Consider the following 17409-nt stretch of genomic DNA (forward strand, 5'->3'; position numbering starts at 1 on the left):
ACGTGCGATGACGCAACCGCGGCCGCACACACGACGCCCGGGCATTGCGCCCGGGCGTCATGCACACCGATCAGAAATCGGCGCTGTACTTCAGGCTCACCGCGCGGTCGTCGCCGCGCTCGCCCACCCGCTGGTCGTAGCCGAAACGTAGCTGGCTCTGCTGGCCCAACGGCGCCGAGGCCGCAATGCCGAACACGCCGCCCGGACGCGCCGGCTGCATGCCGCGCAGCGGTGCCCATGCCTCCACACCGATGAAGCTGGCATCCAGCATCAACCCCTGGCTGCTCAACGCCTGCTGCCATTCGGCATAACCGCCCAACTGCAGGCCGCGCCAGCGATAGGCCGAACGCATGCCGGCCAGCACTTGCGTGCGCGAGGACGTGCTTGCATCGGCACGCAGACCGAAACCATCGCCACCGCTTTCGCGGAACCCTTCGCTACGCAGACGCACGTAATCCAGGCCCATGTACGGCGTCAGCGACGCAGCTGCATGGCCCCAGCGATACCCGGTTTCCAGGTTGCCGCTGAGATAGCTGCCGCTGTAATCGCTGAAGGCACTGCTGCGGTCTTCGCCCAATTGCAGGGTGCGCTCGATCTGCCGGTTGACGTTACCGAAGCCCAGCTGGCCCAGCGTGTACGCCGACCCCAACGTGGTGCCCCAGTACAACTGCGCCTGCACCTGCCGATCGCGGCCGCGTGCGCCATCCAGATCGCCCAGGCTATTGGAACGCGTTTCGCCGAAAGCAAAGCCGGTGACTGCACCAGACGCCAAGCGCAGATCGTTGCCCATCATCCAGCCGGAGGTAGCGAATCCTGCAGTGGTCACCCCACCCTCGCCCGGCCCGCCCAGTGCGCGCTGCCAGGTGCCCAGCAGGCGCGGCTGTTGCGACAGACCATCGAAATGCGCGGCCAACGCGCGCCTGCTCAGATCGATGGTGTCGAAGGTCATCGCTGCAGACGCCGCATGCGCACGTCCGGACAGACTGCGCAGCGAGTCCGCTGCGGTCTTGGCATCGGGTGATTGCTGCAACGCCGCCGCGGCACGAATGAAATCGCCACTGATGCCGCCGTTGCCCTGCAGCTGCTGCGCGTCCACCTTTTGGAACGCCTGTTCGACGCGAATTGCCGACTCCATCGATGCCGTGCCGATTGCGCCCAGCGATGCGGCGACGGCCGTGACATCCATGCGCTGCAGCGACACGTACGCGTTATTGGCGTCGTAGCTCAACGTGGCATTGAGAAAGGTGACTGCAGGCCCGTTGCTGAGACTGGCAAACGTCCCCTGCAGACCGTTGGTTGCTTGCAGCACAGGATAGGTGGTGTTGTTGACCACATAATCCCGCCGCCCGAGCAACTGCAGGTCACCGTCGATCGTCGCTGTACCGCTCACGTTCAAGCGGTCGCCCACATTTAATGCCAAGCGTCCGAAGTCATCTTGAGTGTAGTTACCTCCGATTGCCAAAACCGCGCTACCGACCTGCAGCGTACTTCCGCGATTGGAGACGGTGCCGGCAATGCGTCCTGCTCCGATCAACGTTGCACCATTGAGGACGTCAACCCGCGCGCTCTGCAGACTGGCCGTTTGCAACGTGCCATCCCGCACTTGGGTATCGCCGGCAAACGTATTGTTGCTACTGCTGAGGATCAGCGTGCCGGATCCGCGCTTGGTTAATCCGCCGCTGCCAGTGATGTCGTTGGCCCAGGTCGAACGCAAGGTCGTGACCTCGACATCCACCGTCCCCCAATCGAACCGCGCGGGCCCCAGCACCGCCTTGCCCACGTTGAGCAGGCCGTAACCGAACGTCGGATCGACACCAGGCGCGCCCAGATCGGTGGCTGTTCCCAGCAACGTCTGACGCACCAGATCGTTGTTGAAATACGGAAACGCCTGCCACACCAATGCCGCCGCACCCGATACCAGCGGCGCAGCGTAGGACGTACCGCTGCCATAGAAATAGCGGATGTTGCTGGCGGTTGCATCGGGATCGATAAACAGCGCCGTGCCCGGTGCCACCAGGCAATAACGCATTGCCACGCCGCATGCATTGGAGTACGACGCCAGCTGCGTGGGATTGGCGGTATCCAGCGCGCCAACCACTAGCCAGCCACGCTCCAGGTCTGCGGCCGGAAGCGTACCGTTCGGACCCAACTGACTGGGAAGCGCCGCCGTGTCGGACGGCTGCGCACGCGACTCATTGCCCGAGGCAAATACCACCAACCCATCGTTGCCGATGATGAAGGATCGATATTCCTGCGCGATCTGATTGGTGACCGTCGGGTCGTTCCAATACAGGCCGCCCCATGAGTTATTCATGATGCGCACGCCGACGCTGATCAGATCGGCATGCACTGGGCCCAGACCGAGCGGCCCGTCGACTTCATTGCCTTGGCCACTGCCATCGTCCACCGGCGCGCGGTCGCTGATGATCCGCGCAGACACCAGGCCTGCACCCGGCGCAATGCCGCCCGGCCATTGCCCCACCGCACGCCCGGCCGCCAGTTCGGCGACAGCCGTGCCATGCCCGAGCACATCGCCCACTGCGACATTGCTGGTGCGCGGGTCGACATAGAGGAAGCTGTCGCTCACCCGCCCCTGCAGGGCCGGATGATTGGTATTGATACCGCTATCGATGATGCCGATGCGATAGCCCGCGCCAGTGAACCCCAGCGCCTGCGCTGCACGTGCATTGGTCAACGCCAGATGTGCGTCGATTGCCGGTTGCGGTGCAGTGACCGGCGGTGGAGGCGGCGGCGGTGAGGTGGGCGGCGGCGGCGGAGGTGGCGAGGTCGGTGGCGGTGCAGTCGGCGTGGTCGGACGAATACCGCCTCCACCACCGCCTCCACCACACGCGGTCAACGCCACAGCCAACGCCGAGGCCAGGACAGTCCTGGCGACGTTTCTCTTCTTCATTCAAGTGTTCTCCCCGAACCCATTCCATGGATTGGGCCCCATCCCGGGCCCTAATCTCATCATATACGGCATCGCTTCGGGTCTGCAGCCGCACGTCAGCTTGCTGGCGCGAATCGGCCATGAGGCAGATAATCGTTTCACTTTAAACGGTATCCCCCTATGTCCGACATCGTCATCGTTGCTGCCAAACGCACTGCCATCGGCTCGTTTCTCGGTCAATTCAACGGGGTGCCGGCGCAGACGCTCGCCGCTGCCGCCATCGAAGGCGCGCTAGCGCAATCGGGAATCGCACCGGCCGACGTGTCCGAGGTCATCGTTGGCTGCGTGTTGCCGGCCAACCTCGGCCAGGCCCCGGCGCGTCAGGCGGCCATCGCTGCAGGCATCCCGACATCCACCGGCGCCACCACCATCAACAAGGTGTGCGGCTCGGGCATGAAGGCAATCATGTTCGGACACGATTTGATCAAGGCCGGTTCGGCCAGCATCGTGGTGGCCGGCGGCATGGAGTCGATGAGCAATGCCCCGCACCTGCTGCCGAACTCGCGCACCGGCAATCGCTATGGCAATTTCCAGGCGGTGGATCACATGGCATGGGATGGCTTGACCAATCCCTACGATGGTCAGGCGATGGGCGTGTTCGGCGAAGCCACCGCAGAAAAGTTCGGTTTCAGCCGCGCCGATCAGGATGCTTTCGCCATCGCCTCGGTCGAGCGCGCGCAGGCCGCGCAGCGCAGTGGCGCGTTCGCCGATGAAATCGTTCCGGTGACCGTGGCCACGCGCAAGGGCGAGATTATTGTCGACAGCGATGAGCAGCCGGGCAAATCCGACGTTGCCAAGATCCCGACCCTGAAGCCGGCCTTCAAGAAAGACGGCACCGTGACGGCGGCCAGTTCGTCGAGTATTTCCGACGGTGCGGCAATCACGGTGCTCATGAGCGCCGACGATGCGCAGCGCCGTGGCGTGACGCCGCTGGCGCGCATCGTCGGCCACGTCACCCATTCGCAGGACCCGGAATGGTTCACCACCGCGCCGGTGGCGGCGATCCAGTCGCTGGTCGACAAGATCGGCTGGACGCTGGACGCGGTCGACCTGTTCGAAATCAACGAAGCCTTCGCCGTCGTGGCGATGACACCGATCAAGGAACTGGGCATCGCGCATGCCAAGGTCAACGTGCATGGCGGTGCCTGCGCGTTGGGTCATCCGATCGGCGCGTCTGGCGCAAGGCTGGTAGTGACATTGGTGAATGCGTTGCGCACGCGCGGCGGCAAGCGCGGAATCGCAACGCTGTGCATCGGCGGCGGCGAAGCGACCGCCATTGCTATCGAATTGATTTAATTGCCATTAACAGCGATTTTGCAAAGCTGAATGGGCGCGCGCTTGACACTCGTCTTCGGGCCGTCATCATGTCTGGGGCGCGCAATAGCGCGTTGCCTAATCTAATCGACGAGGATTGAAACAATGACCATCAACAAGCTGCTGATCGCAATGGCTCTGGGCCTGGCCCTGACCGCTTGCTCGAAGCCGGAACAGGCTCAGGACGCTGCTGCTTCGGCTAACGAAGCTGCAACCGACGCTCAGACCGCTGCTGACCAGGCTGCTGCCTCGGGCTCGCAGTCGGCTGACGCCGCTCAGGCTGCTGCCAACACCGCCGCTGCTTCGGCCGACACCGCTGCTGACGCTGCCCAGGCTGCTTCCGGCGCCGCGACCGACGCTGCTGCCGACCAGGCTGCTGACGCTGCCAAGACGGCTGAAAACACCGCCGAAGCTGCTAAGGACACCGCCGAAGAAGCCAAGAAGTAATCACTTCTTAGCTCCAAGCGAGTTCGGAAAAAGCCGCTGGTTTCCAGCGGCTTTTTCTTTGCCTGCACGGCGGGCGCGACCGCCGGTTTGCACGATGGCACGGCGGCTCGGTTGGCCACTCCAGTCCGTATGCTGCCCGTAAGCTGAATGCGCAAACGCGTATTGACGCGGACTGCATCGGCCCCTGCATAAGCTCCGCGTTCCAACACCGGAACAGGAACAGGACCACCCATGAAGACGATCCGCATGCTGTCGTTGAGTGCCATCGCTGCACTCACTCTCGCCGCCTGCCAGGGCCCTGATGCCGAGCAAGCGCGTCGCGATGCCGCGTCCGCTGCCAAACACGCTGCCGCTGCCACCGAGCAGGCCGCCGACCGCGCGGCGGTACAGGCCAAGGCCGCCACGGCCGATGCGCGCGTGGCCGCACGCGACCTGGCTGCAGACGCCAGCCGCGCGACCGCAAATGCTGCCGACGCCACCGCCGACAAGACCCGCGAGATGGCCAACAAGGCCGAGCAGAACGCCGACAAGCACGACGCCGAGCATCCGCAGCACTAAGCACACCGAAAACCACGCTGCGCTCACCGACAGGTGGGCGCAGCCTGCCGCAAGAGTGGCGTTTCCTCATGCACACGAGTGCCGGCGCAGCCCCAGCCAGCCGACCGCAGCCTGCAAGTTGTGTCAGCTGCTATGAACCGCTCACACTGCTGCGTCTGCTCGCACACAATTTCGTGCCGATGCACACGTCTTGCGTCGAGATTGAACTCGTGTTGTCGAGCTTGGCAGGCTAGCATTCGGCATGCCCACCTCTTTTACATCGCGGCGCCGCAATCAGCTGGCGCTGGTCTTCTCTGCGCTGATCTTTATCGTCATCGGCATCGGCATCTTTGTCGGCGCGCGCCGCTCGCTGGCCGATGCAGCGTTGGTCTCGCATACGCATGAAGTGATCGGGCGGGTCGACGAGATCCAGGCGCGCTTGCTGGATGCCGAATCGGCGCAGCGCGGCTTCCTGCTCACCGGCAACGAAGCCTATTTGCTGGACTACCAGACCAGTGTGGAACGCCTGCCGATCTTATTGAGCAATCTGCGCAGGTTGATTGTCGACAACCCTGCGCAAGAGCAGCATCTGGATCAACTGCAAACCCTGGTGGAGACACGGCTGCGGCAAATCCAGCACACGCTGGATGTCTATGCACAGGGCGGCCTGGAACCGGCACGCGCCGGCATCCGGCAGAGCGCGTTCCGCACCACCAGTGCCATCCGCGAGCAGGCGTTGACGATGGTGCAACGCGAGCAGGAGCTGCTGGCGCAGCGCGCGGAAAGCAGCCGGCAAAGCGCCACCTTGTTGCTGACGCTCGCACTGGCCGGCATTCCGTTCGGGCTGCTGGTGGTCGGCGGCGTCTATGCGCTGCTGATGCGCGAACTGCGGCATCGCGCGCAGGCCGAACGCCTTGCCGCAGACGCCAATCGCGAGCTGGGCGACAGTGTCGGCGCGTTACAACGCAGTACTGCCGATCTCAATCTGCTCAGCCGTTACACCGGCCTGCTGCAAAGCTGCATCAGCGCCGAAGAAGCATTGGTGGTGACCAGCCGCACCCTGGCCAGCCTGCTGCCGGGCATTGCCGGAAGCGTGTACTTGCTGCGCGCCTCGCAGGATCGCGCCGAAGCGATCAGCCACTGGGGCGAGCCACTGGTGCAGAGCGCGCCGCATCTCTTGCCGGAAGAATGCTGGGCATTACGCCGCGGCCAGCCGCACATCATCGAGGACCTCGCGCGGGATGCGCTGTGCGCGCATATCGACGTGCCGGACACCCAGACACCGATCACCACCGCATGCCTGCCGATGTCGGCGCAGGGCACGCAGCTCGGCTTTCTGTTCTTGTCGTCGCCCGGTCCAGGGCCGATGCCGCGCCTGGAAATCGCCGAGGCGGCCGCCGAGCAGCTGTCGTTGGCGTTGAGCAATCTGCGCCTGCGCGAGTCGCTGCGCCGCCAATCGATCCGCGACGCGCTGACCGGGCTGTACAACCGCCGCTATCTGGAAGAATCGCTGAGTCACGAACTGGCGCGTTGCGCGCGGCGCGGCCTGCCGTTGTCGGTGCTGATGCTGGACGTGGACCACTTCAAGCAATTCAACGATAGCCAGGGGCATGCCGGCGGCGATCTGCTGCTGGCAGCGGTCGGCGAGCTGTTGCTGACCCGGTTGCGTGCCGAAGACGTGGCCTGCCGCTATGGCGGCGAAGAATTCACCGTGATCCTGCCCGAGTCCGATAGCGAGGAAGCCATGCGCGTGGCCGAGCAGATCCGCGGCCATATCGCGGCGCTGGCGGTCAGCGATGGCCAGCGTGCGTTGCCGCGCGTGACCGCCTCGATCGGCGTGGCCAGCTTTCCGGTCGATGGCGAACTCGGCGCAGGTCTGATCCAGAAAGCCGACGCAGCGCTGTACGCAGCCAAGCATCGCGGGCGCAACCGGGTCGAGCGTCATGGTGCCGCACAGCCGCGCGGGACTGACACGGAGGCGTGAGCAGGCACGGCGTCGATGTCGGATTGCGCGCTCTGTCACACAAAAGATCGATTGACGCAGCGATAGTCGGCCTTGACCCCCGAAGCGAGGCAATCCGATGTCGATGTGGCGCGATCAAGGTCCCAACAAGAAAGACGGCGTTCCCGCAGCGCCGGATGCTCCTGCCGCCGATGGGCGGCTGTTCAACGCCGACGCCAGCCCTGCCCCGCCAGTGCCGGCCGCAGCCGCCACGCCCAGCGTCGTCCCTACCGCCGCGCCGCAGCAGCGCCAGAGCGAGGCCAAGGAATCGCTGATCGCCGCCGACATCAGCATCGAAGGCAAGATCGAAGGCGCCGGCCACGTACGCCTGGCCGGCCGCTTCAAAGGCGACGTCAACGTCAAGGGCGATCTGACCATCGAACGCGGCGCCAAGCTCAATGGCGGCGTGCGCGCCAACAAGGTCATCATCGCCGGCGAGCTGGAAGGCAATATCGAATCGGCGGCGCAGGTGGAGCTGCAGACCTCCGGCGTGTTGGTCGGCGACGTCAAGGCCGGTAGCCTCACCGTGGCTTCGGGCGCCCGCATGCGCGGCCAGGCCGACTTCGGCTGGGGCGAGGACACCGGCAAACCGACCGCCACGCCCAAGCCGGTGGTGGGCGGAGACAGCGACGCCACATGAGTGCACCCCGCCCGGGCACGCCCGGAGCCACGCGCAGCTGCCCGCATTGCAAGGCGACGATTCTGGAAAGCGCCATCATCTGCCCTGCCTGCAAGCATCATCTGCGCTTCGACTCGGCGGCTGCGCAACACGCGCAGCCGGCGCCGATCGTGCCGTTGAAGGTCGACGGCACCATCCGTCATCCCGCCGATGGCGATCCATGGGAATACACCGTGGTCGTGGTGGTGCGTAACGGCAAGGGTGAGGAGATCCGCCGCCACGTGGTCGATGTGGGCGCGATGCACGGCGGCGAAGAACGCGGATTTACCCTGGCGGTGGAAGCTAGCGCGGTGCGTGGATCGGGACGACGGACGCGGCATTAGCGCGCTAGGTGCGGCATCGCCGCTGTGGAATCAGACTGGCGCCGTGGCGGCGCAGCTTGCGCAACAGCAGTGACGCTTAGGACAACGGCGTCCATCGCAAAGCCGCGTATCGCTTTGCCGCTGCGCGCCGACGCAGGCCGACTATCGGCATCGCACTCCAAAGCTTGGAGCGGCTAACACCACCTAGCGAGCAATCGTCAGGCGAGTGTAGACGGCGCGCTCAGCACCGGAGCGTACGCGCGCTACATGGCGACTCGGCGCACCCGCCGCATCTGCATGGTCGCGCCGATACGCGCCATTCCCATTCTCAGGATCTGCACACCGGCTTGGCCAGAGTTGCGGGCATGCGCAACGGCAACGACACGAACACACGCGGCGATCTGGTGGTGCTTGGCCCCGAGGGGCTGTATTGCCCGCAGGGCGACTTTCATATCGACCCTTGGCGGCCGGTGCCGCGTGCGGTGATCACGCATGGCCACGGCGATCACGCACGTGGCGGCATGGGCGAATACCACTGCACGCGCGACAGCCTGCCGATCCTGCAATGGCGGCTGGGCGAGCAGGTCTATCACACGCATGCCGATGGCGAAGCGTTTACGTTGGGACGCGCGCGCGTGTCGCTGCATCCGGCCGGACATGTACTGGGCTCGGCGCAGGTGCGTATCGAAGTGGATGGCGAGGTCTGGTTGGCATCCGGCGATTACAAGCGCCAGCACGACCCCACCTGCACGCCGTTCGAAGTGGTGCCGTGCGACACCTTCATCACCGAAGCGACCTTTGGGCTGCCGGTGTATCGCTGGCCGGAGACATCCGAAGTAGCGGCCGATATCGTCGCCTGGCGGCGCGAATGCGCCGAACGCGGCGAGGCCGCCATCTTGTATTGCTACGCCTTAGGCAAGGCGCAGCGTGTGCTGGCCGAATTGCGCGCCTGGGACACCCAGCCTGCGCTGTTGCACGGTGCGATTGCGGCCGGGGTGGAGGTGTATCGCCAGGCCGGCATCGCGATGCTGGACACCCAACCGGTGAGCGAGCATGCGCGCGGCGCCGACTATGCCGGCCAACTGGTGCTGGCGCCGCCGTCGGCGGCGGGCAGCCCCTGGATCCGCCGCTTCCGGCATGCGCAACAGGGATTCGCATCGGGCTGGATGCGCATTCGCGGCAATCGACGTCGGCGCAATTACGACCGCGGCTTTGTGGTGTCCGATCATGCCGACTGGCCGGATCTGCTGCGCACCATCGAAGACACCGGTGCGCGCCGGGTGATCGCCACCCATGGCAATACCGATGCGTTGATCCAGCACCTGCGCGAGCGCGGCGTTGCGGCGGAAGCCTTCCGTACCGATTTTGGAGCCGAGGAATGAACCCGCTCCCCGCCTGCAGCGATGCGTGCACGCGTGCGCGTCTGCGCTTGAGTGGCGCACTGGCGTTTGGCCGGCATGCACTGGCTTGTCGCGCGCATCGCTGGGCTCCGGCTGCGTCAATCGGCCCACTCCGCCTGCTGCGCCGTGTGCGCACGTTAGGCGCATGTGCTCGCCGTGCGCCGGAGCTGCGCGCTGCAACTCCCGACACAACGTCCCAGGCGCGGCCGTGAAGCGTTTTGCCGCGTTGTACCGCACCCTCGACCGCAGCACCGGCACGCTCGACAAGCGCGCTGCGCTGGTGGCGTATTTTCGCCAAGCGCCAGCGCTGGATGCGGCCTGGGCGCTGTATCTGCTGGCCGGCGGCAAGGTCGCCGGCACACGCATGCGCATCGCCAGCAGCGGCGAGCTGCGCGAGTGGATCACCGACACCGCCGGCATTGCCGATTGGTTGGTCGCCGACAGCTACGACCATGTCGGCGATCTGGCCGAAACGCTGGCGTTGTTGCTCGACGACCCGATCACCGAAGCGGCTGATCTGCCGCTGGCGGAATGGATCGAACAGCGCTTGCTGCCGGTCGCCAACCAGGACGTTGCGGTGCGCAAGGCATGCATCGTGCAGGCCTGGCGCAGCCTGGCCTTCGATGAGCGGCTGGTGTTCAACAAACTGTTGACCGGCGCATTGCGCGTGGGCGTTTCGCAGCGGCTGGTGCAACAAGCGCTGGCCGAACTATCGGGCGTGGACATCGCACGCATCGCCCAACGCATGCTCGGCAATTGGCGACCGCATCCGACCTATCTTGCCGATCTGCTGACCAGCGAAGAACTGCCGGGCGATCGTCAGCAGCCCTACCCGTTCTTTCTCGCCTCGCCGCTCGAAGCCGAGGTCGACACACTGGGCGCCATCGACGACTGGCTGCTGGAATGGAAATGGGACGGCATCCGCCTGCAGCTGATTCGACGCGCCGGCGAAGCGGCGCTGTGGTCGCGCGGCGAAGAACGCCTGGATGGCCGTTTCCCGGAAATCGAACATGCCGCGCTGCAGTTGCCCGACGGCACCGTCATCGACGGCGAGCTGCTGGCCTGGCAACCGGAGCAACCGGTGCCGATGCCGTTCACCGCCTTGCAAACGCGCATCCAGCGGCTCAAGCCCGGCCCCAAGACATTGGCGGCCGCGCCCGCGCGCGTGGTGGCCTACGACCTGCTCGAACTGGACGGCGTGGATCTGCGCGAGCGCCCCCTGCACGAGCGGCGTGCGCTGCTGGAGAGCGTGCTCACCGCGCTCGACGATCCGCGCATCGTCGCCTCGCCACGGGTGCAAGCCGGCGATTGGCACGCCGCCGCACAGCTGCGCGTACAAGCACGCGAACGCGGCGTGGAAGGGCTGATGCTCAAGCGCGCCAACTCGGTGTATCAAGCCGGCCGCCGACGGGGCGATTGGTGGAAATGGAAGATCGACCCGCTCACCATCGATGCGGTGCTGCTGTATGCGCAGGCCGGCCATGGCCGCCGCAGCACGCTGTATACCGACTACACCTTCGGGCTGTGGCACGAGGGGCAACTGGTGCCGATCGCCAAGGCGTATTCGGGGCTGGACGACAAGGAGATTTTGCAACTGGACCGCTGGATTCGCGCCAACACCACCGAACGTTTCGGTCCGGTGCGCGCGGTCAGCCCGCAGCATGTGTTCGAGCTGGGCTTTGAAGCGGTCAACCGTAGCGCGCGGCACAAATCCGGCATTGCGGTGCGGTTTCCGCGCATCCTGCGCTGGCGGCACGACAAGCCGTTTGCCGAGGCCGATCACCTGAGCAGTCTGCAGGCATTGGCGCGGTGACGGCGACGCAGCAGGCACGCGGCACGCCATTGCAGCAGTGGCGCGACTGGTTCGCACAGCGCGGCTGGGCGCCGTTGCCGTTTCAACGCGATGTGTGGAAGCGCTATCTCGCTGGCGAATCCGGCTTGCTGCATACGCCGACCGGGAGCGGCAAGACGCTGGCAGCATTCGGCGGCCCATTACTGGACGCCCTGGCCGCGCGTGGCCGCACGCTGCCGGTTACATCGGCCAAGCCTGCCGCTGCCGCACGCCGACAGCAACAACGCAACTTGCAGGTGCTGTGGATCACGCCCTTGCGTGCGCTGGCCGCAGACACCGCACGCGCACTGCGCGAACCGGTGGACGCGCTGGGACTGGATTGGCAGGTGGGTTTGCGCACCGGCGATGCCAGCGCGCGCGACAAGCGGCTGGCACGCAGCGGCAAGCTCGATGTGCTGGTCACCACCCCCGAATCGCTGGCCTTGTTGCTGTCGTATCCGGACACTGCACCGCAGCTATCCGCGCTGCGCTGCGTGATCGTCGACGAGTGGCACGAACTGCTCGGCAACAAACGTGGTGTGCTGCTGCAGCTGTGTCTGGCGCGGCTGCGCGGTTGGGCGCCTGCGCTGCGCATCTGGGGCCTGTCGGCCACGCTGGGCAATCTGGCGCAGGCACGCGATGTGCTGCTGCCGCATCGCCCCGATGCGGCGCTGGTGTCGGGGGTCAAACCGCGCGCCATGACGCTGGAGACGCTGTTACCCGACAGCGGCGAACGCTTTCCGTGGGCCGGCCATCTGGGTTTGGCGCAGTTGGCGCGCGTGCTGCAAAAAGTCATGCAGCAGCGCACCAGCCTGGTCTTCACCAATACGCGCGCACAGGCCGAGTTGTGGCACCAAGCGTTGAGTGCGGTATGGCCGGACGATCTCGCCACGCTTGCGCTGCATCATGGCTCGCTGGACCCCAGCCTGCGCGCCGCCGCCGAACAGGGGCTACGCGACGGCAGCCTGCGTTGCGTGGTCGCCACCTCCAGCCTGGATCTGGGCGTGGATTTCCCGGCGGTGGATCAGGTGCTGCAAGTCGGCAGCCCCAAGGGCATCGCGCGCCTGCTGCAACGCGCCGGCCGCGCGCGGCACCGCCCCGGCGAATCCGGGCATGTGGTGTGCGTGCCCTCGCACGCCTTGGAACTGGTCGAATACGCCGCGGCACGTCGCGCAATCGCGCACGGCCATATCGAAGCGCGGCCGCCACCGCGTTTATCGCTGGATGTGCTGGCCCAGCACTGCGTCACCCTCGCATTGGGCGGCGGCTTCGATGCCGCTGCGTTGTTCGAGGAAGTGCGCGGCACCGATGCCTTCGCTGCGCTGGACACACCCACCTGGAACGCGGTGCTCGACTTCATCGTGCAAGGCGGCAGCGCATTGGCGCATTACCCGGATTTCCACAAGGTGGTGCACGACGAGAACGGCGTGTATCGCGTCACCGATCGCCGCGTTGCGCTGCGCCATCGTTTGTCCATCGGCACCATCAGCAGCGATGGCAGCGTGCGCGTGCAGTTCCTGCGCGGCGGCCGACTCGGTGCGGTGGAAGAACAATTCGTCGGCCGCCTGCGCCGCGGCGATCGCTTTCAATTTGCCGGGCGTTTGCTGGAACTGGTGCGTCTGGAAGACATGACCGCCTACGTGCGCGTGGCAAAGGGTGGCAGCGGTGTGGTGCCCAAATGGATGGGCGGGCGCATGCCGTTGTCGTCGGCATTGGGCCGCGAAGTGGAAGCGCTGTTCGCCGCGCCCGGCGATGCGCCTGAAATGCAGGCGCTGGCGCCATTGCTGCACTTGCAGGCATCGCTCTCGGCGCTGCCCGGCCCGGATCATCTGCTGGTGGAAAGCATCAAGGCGCGCGATGGCCGGCACGTGTTTGTGTATCCATTCGCCGGGCGGCAGGTCAACGAAGGGCTGGCCGCGCTGCTGGCGGCGCGCTGGGGCCGACGTCAGCGCAATACCTTCAGCTTCGCTGCCAACGACTACGGCTTTGTGCTCTCGCCCGCGCAGGATGTGGAGATCGACGCCGACGTGCTACGCGCCTTGCTGTCGCCTGCCGGGTTGTTGGACGATCTGCGCGACAGTCTCAACCTGGGCGAGCTGGCACGCCGGCAGTTCCGCGAAATCGCGCGCGTGGCCGGGTTGCTGTCGCCGTCCCTGCCCGGCCGTGCGCCACGCAGCCTGCGCCAGCTGCAGGCCTCCAGCGGACTGCTCTACGACGTGTTGCAGCGCTTCGATCCGGAGCATCTGTTGCTGGCCCAGGCCGAGCGCGAAGTCTTTGAAGGCCAACTCGAACTGGCACGCCTGGCGCATGCGTTGGAGGACTGCGCACGCCGCGCACTGCGCCTGTGTACGCCACGCAGCCTCACCCCGTTGTCGTTCCCGCTGTGGGCCGAACGCATGCGTGGTCAATTGAGTACCGAGGACTGGAAGGCGCGTGTGTTGCGCGCCGCAGAGCAACTGGAGCGCAAGCATGGGCGATAGCGTGCAGCTGCAGTTGGCCGGCGAAACGGTGGAACTGCTCGGCGAACGTGCGTTGTATCGACCAGCACAGCGCGCCTTGCTGATCGCCGACCTGCATCTGGGCAAGGCCGATGTGTTCCGACGCGCCGGTATCGGCCTGCCCGCAGGCGGCACCGCGCACGATCTCGAGCGCCTCGATGCACTGCTTGCGCAGCGCCAGGTCGAGGCACTGTGGATACTCGGCGACCTGTTGCATGGTCCTGCGCCGCGCGCAGCCTGGCATCGCCGTTGGAGCGCGTGGCGCGAGCAGCATGCCGACCTGCGCGTGATTGCCATCCGCGGCAACCACGACCGCGCCGTGGCCGGTGCCGATCTGCAGATCGAAGCGGCCGGCGAACAGGTCGAAGACGGGCCGTTCGTACTGCGCCACGACCCGTTGCCACATCCCACCGGCCACGTGCTGTGCGGGCATCTGCATCCATTGGCGGCACTGCCGGGCCTGTCGCGGCGCTGGCCGGCGTTCTGGTTGCGCGACCGCGTCACCATCCTGCCGGCGTTCTCGCATTTCACCGCGGGCGTGGTGCCGACACTGCTCGAAGGTGAGCGTCTGGTGGCCTGTGTGGAAGGCGATGCGGTGGCCTTGCCGGTGCGTTAGCCACTGCGCCGCTGGGAGCCGCCAGCAAAAGGACTGCGCACTGCCAGGCGGGCGCAGCCGGCGCTCTGTGCGGTATGGATTCCTCGCGCACTCCTACTCGCGCACTCCGGTGCTGAGTGCGCCGTCTACACCCGGCGACTGCGCGCCAGGCTTTTTAGCTGCTCCTGGCAGCCGTGCGTACACCCGCTACGTTAGCGTTGCTACGACACGTAATGGCATCACGTACACACACAGCCCCGAAGCATCGTCGAGCGGTGTGGCCGATACGCTCGACACCGAAGCATCCAACGATACCTACCCCTTCCAACTACCCGCCACGCGCGGCGAGCACCTGCGTGCGCTCAGCCGCTGTTGGCAACGCTCTGCGGCCGTGGCAGCGCTTGCGGTAATGGTTGCGACAACGCGTCCACGAACTCCGGCGCCAGCGCCAACTTGCCGAACCAGCCGTGCTGGGTGCCGCTGAGTACGCGCAGCATGTGGCCACGACCGCCCGGTACGCGCCCCATCGGCTGCAGCAACAGATCGCGCCCGCGTGCCCATACATCGCGCTCGGATTGAAACAGCGGCGTGAGCCAGCGGCTCCAGCGGTGATAGATCGCCACATGCGCCTGGCGCTCGCGCTGATAGCGCTGCAAGGCGTCATCGATATCCTCGCCCGCGCGCAAGGCATCGCGCATGGCCAATGCGTCCAGCAATGCCATGTTGACGCCCTGGCCCAACTGCGGGCTCATTGCATGTGCGGCGTCGCCGGCCAGCACGAAACGGCCACGGTGCCAGCGCGTCATCACCGCATCGCGGTAGCTGGCGCGTGCCAGCGCGGTGTGCACCTGCACGCTGTCCAGACGCAGATGTGCGTCCGGCCACATCTGCGCCACCTCATCGCGCCACGCGCCGATGCCGCGCTGCTCCCAGGCAGCAAAATCGCTGCATGGCAGGCTCCAGAAAAAACTCAGGCGCGGGGTGTCGTCGCCAGGCCGCGTGCCTACCGGCAGCAGCCCGATCATCTTGCGCGCACCGATATAACGCTGGCGCAGTTCGTCGACAAACGGCCAATCCTCGCGCGGCAACAGACACCACAGCGCGCCCCACGGATACACCCGATCCAGCCGGGTGCCCTGCACCTGCGCGCGCAGCGTGGAAGCCGAGCCATCGGCGGCGATGATCAGATCGTAAGGACCATGCCATTGCCCGCGCTGATCCTGCACGCGCCTGCCATCGTGATCGATGGCGGTGATCTGGGTATCGGTCTGCAGCTGCGCGTACTCGGGCCAGGCATCGCACAACAGCGAGAACAACGCACCGCGCTGCATGCCCAGACCCATCAGGCGGGCATCCAGATCGCGGTATTGCATGTCCATCACCGCGCGCCCGCATGGCGTTTCGCCGTATAGGCGGCGCACCGGCGCGCCATGCATCAGGGCCTGCGACAACAAACCCATCTTCCACAACACCTGCAGGCCGCTGGGCTGCAGCAGGAAGCCGGCACCGACCGGCCCCGGCTTGGCGGCGCGCTCGAAGACGTCCAGTCGATGGCCATCGGCGCCCAGCAAGACCGCCAGCGCCTGCCCTGCCGTTCCATAGCCCACTACCGCAATCCGTAATGCTTGTTGCATCGTCCCTGCTCTGGTTCGCGAACACCGTCCTGCGTGGACCGGTGCAAAAAAAACCCCGCCGTGGCGGGGTTCTTCAACCGCACAATCGAGTCAGATTACTCGACCGGCGTGATGTTCGAAGCCTGGGCACCCTTGGGACCCTGGGTCACGTCATAACTGACGCGCTGGCCTTCCTGCAGGCTGCGGAAGCCCTTGGAATTGATCGCGGAGAAGTGCGCGAAGACATCGGCGCTGCCGTCCTCCGGTGAGATGAAGCCAAATCCCTTGGCGTCGTTGAACCACTTGACGGTACCGTTCGGCATGGTGATGCGAGACCTTTGCAATAATTAATGGGTGGTGTACGGCGGTGCGTACGCGCCGAGTATGCAAAGCTTATTCCCCAATGACAATCACCCGCGTGCAAGTTCGCCAATCAGTTCGGGCAACCCGGACGAGGCGGCATCCACGTTGGCCAACACCTCGGCCATGGTGATTTCCTGCGCGTCGCCGCAACCGGCCGCCCAGTTCGCCACGATCGCCAAACACGCATATTCCAGGCCTTTTTCGCGCGCAAGCCCGGCTTCGGGCATGCCGGTCATGCCGACCAGATCGCAGCCGTCGCGACGCATGCGGGCGATCTCTGCAATCGTTTCCAAACGCGGCCCTTGCGTCGCGCCGTAGCACCCGCCGGCCACCATCGTGACGCCGGTCACCTTGGCCGCAGCGATGACCTTGCTGCGAAACATCGGCGAATACGGATGACCGAAATCCACGTGCTGCACCTCGCTACCCGGCTCCTCGCAGAAGGTGGACACGCGCCCCCAGGTGTAATCGATCAGCTGATCGGGGCATGCCAGCACGCGCGGGCCGAACTTGTCGGTAATGCCGCCGACCGTGTTGAGCGCAAGCACGCGCGAGGCGCCGATTTGCTGCAACGCAGCGATGTTTGCGCGGTAATTGACCTTGTGCGGCGGCAGCGAATGGCCTTCGCCATGCCGGGCCAGGAACGCCACCCGATGGCCGAGCAGCATGCCGACGCGGATCGGCCCCGACGGCGCGCCGTAGGGCGTGTCCAGCTCGTGGGCCTGCACGTCATCGAGCTGCGCGAGCTTGTAGACACCAGTGCCGCCGATGACGGCCAATGCGATGGAATTGGAAGACACAACCGACCTCTGCAACGTAACGGACGTGGAAGCGCGCAAGCGCGCACGAGTGCCCGCGCAGTGGCGGGCCAGTGATTC

Annotated in this window: 15 protein-coding genes and 1 other RNA gene; 11 read left to right on the forward strand and 5 right to left on the reverse strand. The window is 65.8% G+C overall.

Annotated elements, in window-relative coordinates:
• Window positions 1–70 precede the first annotated feature (70 nt).
• Entirely contained in the window at window positions 71–2911 is a 2841-nt protein-coding gene (locus ABQZ00_RS13125) for a S8 family serine peptidase (RefSeq protein ID WP_323538135.1), read from the reverse strand.
• A gap of 159 nt (window positions 2912–3070) precedes the next feature.
• On the opposite strand from ABQZ00_RS13125, the gene ABQZ00_RS13130 reads away from it, so the two are divergent.
• From ABQZ00_RS13130 to ABQZ00_RS13155, 6 genes are all read left to right on the forward strand, one after another.
• A complete protein-coding gene (locus ABQZ00_RS13130; RefSeq protein ID WP_323538134.1) occupies window positions 3071–4246 on the forward strand; it encodes a thiolase family protein in 1176 nt (391 codons plus the stop codon).
• Between the two features lie 123 nt (window positions 4247–4369).
• The gene (locus tag ABQZ00_RS13135; RefSeq protein ID WP_104614059.1) at window positions 4370–4711 is read left to right on the forward strand and encodes a hypothetical protein; all 342 of its coding nucleotides are present in this window, start codon (window positions 4370–4372) and stop codon (window positions 4709–4711) included.
• A 231-nt stretch (window positions 4712–4942) separates the two neighbouring features.
• Window positions 4943–5269, forward strand: a complete 327-nt coding sequence (locus tag ABQZ00_RS13140) for an XAC1346 family secretion chaperone (RefSeq protein WP_039406588.1) — start codon at window positions 4943–4945, stop codon at window positions 5267–5269.
• Between the two features lie 241 nt (window positions 5270–5510).
• Window positions 5511–7232, forward strand: a complete 1722-nt coding sequence (locus tag ABQZ00_RS13145) for a diguanylate cyclase (RefSeq protein WP_323538133.1) — start codon at window positions 5511–5513, stop codon at window positions 7230–7232.
• 97 nt (window positions 7233–7329) lie between these two features.
• Window positions 7330–7890, forward strand: coding sequence for a bactofilin family protein (locus tag ABQZ00_RS13150; RefSeq protein WP_323538132.1), 561 nt, complete (start codon window positions 7330–7332; stop codon window positions 7888–7890).
• Window positions 7887–8252 carry a hypothetical protein gene (locus tag ABQZ00_RS13155; protein WP_055845308.1) on the forward strand — a complete coding sequence of 122 codons (366 nt, stop codon included), beginning with the start codon at window positions 7887–7889 and terminating at the stop codon, window positions 8250–8252. Before ABQZ00_RS13150 ends, ABQZ00_RS13155 begins: the two co-directional genes overlap by 4 nt.
• A gap of 171 nt (window positions 8253–8423) precedes the next feature.
• On the opposite strand, the gene ABQZ00_RS13160 is transcribed toward ABQZ00_RS13155, so the two are convergent.
• Window positions 8424–8500: non-coding RNA, sX9 sRNA (locus tag ABQZ00_RS13160), on the reverse strand.
• A gap of 96 nt (window positions 8501–8596) precedes the next feature.
• On the opposite strand from ABQZ00_RS13160, the gene ABQZ00_RS13165 reads away from it, so the two are divergent.
• The 5 genes from ABQZ00_RS13165 to pdeM are packed head-to-tail and all read left to right on the forward strand — an operon-like array spanning window position 8597 to window position 14576.
• On the forward strand, window positions 8597–9613 hold the full coding sequence (locus tag ABQZ00_RS13165; RefSeq protein ID WP_323538131.1) for a ligase-associated DNA damage response exonuclease: 1017 nt from the start codon (window positions 8597–8599) through the stop codon (window positions 9611–9613).
• Window positions 9610–9843, forward strand: a complete 234-nt coding sequence (locus ABQZ00_RS13170; RefSeq protein ID WP_323538130.1) for a hypothetical protein — start codon at window positions 9610–9612, stop codon at window positions 9841–9843. The genes ABQZ00_RS13165 and ABQZ00_RS13170 overlap by 4 nt, the downstream gene beginning before the upstream one ends.
• Window positions 9840–11444, forward strand: coding sequence for an ATP-dependent DNA ligase (locus ABQZ00_RS13175; RefSeq protein ID WP_323538129.1), 1605 nt, complete (start codon window positions 9840–9842; stop codon window positions 11442–11444). The genes ABQZ00_RS13170 and ABQZ00_RS13175 overlap by 4 nt, the downstream gene beginning before the upstream one ends.
• A complete protein-coding gene (locus ABQZ00_RS13180; protein WP_323538128.1) occupies window positions 11441–13942 on the forward strand; it encodes a ligase-associated DNA damage response DEXH box helicase in 2502 nt (833 codons plus the stop codon). Before ABQZ00_RS13175 ends, ABQZ00_RS13180 begins: the two co-directional genes overlap by 4 nt.
• On the forward strand, window positions 13932–14576 hold the full coding sequence (gene pdeM / locus ABQZ00_RS13185; RefSeq protein WP_323538127.1) for a ligase-associated DNA damage response endonuclease PdeM: 645 nt from the start codon (window positions 13932–13934) through the stop codon (window positions 14574–14576). Before ABQZ00_RS13180 ends, pdeM begins: the two co-directional genes overlap by 11 nt.
• A 341-nt stretch (window positions 14577–14917) precedes the next feature.
• On the opposite strand, the gene ABQZ00_RS13190 is transcribed toward pdeM, so the two are convergent.
• From ABQZ00_RS13190 to ABQZ00_RS13200, 3 genes are all read right to left on the reverse strand, one after another.
• On the reverse strand, window positions 14918–16189 hold the full coding sequence (locus ABQZ00_RS13190; RefSeq protein ID WP_323538126.1) for an FAD-dependent oxidoreductase: 1272 nt from the start codon (window positions 16187–16189) through the stop codon (window positions 14918–14920).
• A gap of 95 nt (window positions 16190–16284) precedes the next feature.
• Window positions 16285–16491: a transcription antiterminator/RNA stability regulator CspE gene (gene cspE, locus ABQZ00_RS13195; RefSeq protein WP_003488188.1), complete on the reverse strand. Its 207-nt coding sequence runs from the start codon at window positions 16489–16491 to the stop codon at window positions 16285–16287.
• 87 nt (window positions 16492–16578) lie between these two features.
• A complete protein-coding gene (locus tag ABQZ00_RS13200) occupies window positions 16579–17331 on the reverse strand; it encodes an S-methyl-5'-thioinosine phosphorylase (protein WP_323538125.1) in 753 nt (250 codons plus the stop codon).
• Between the last annotated feature and the right edge of the window lie 78 nt (window positions 17332–17409).

This window comes from Xanthomonas sp. WHRI 10204, from assembly GCF_040202875.1.
Classification (GTDB): domain Bacteria; phylum Pseudomonadota; class Gammaproteobacteria; order Xanthomonadales; family Xanthomonadaceae; genus Xanthomonas.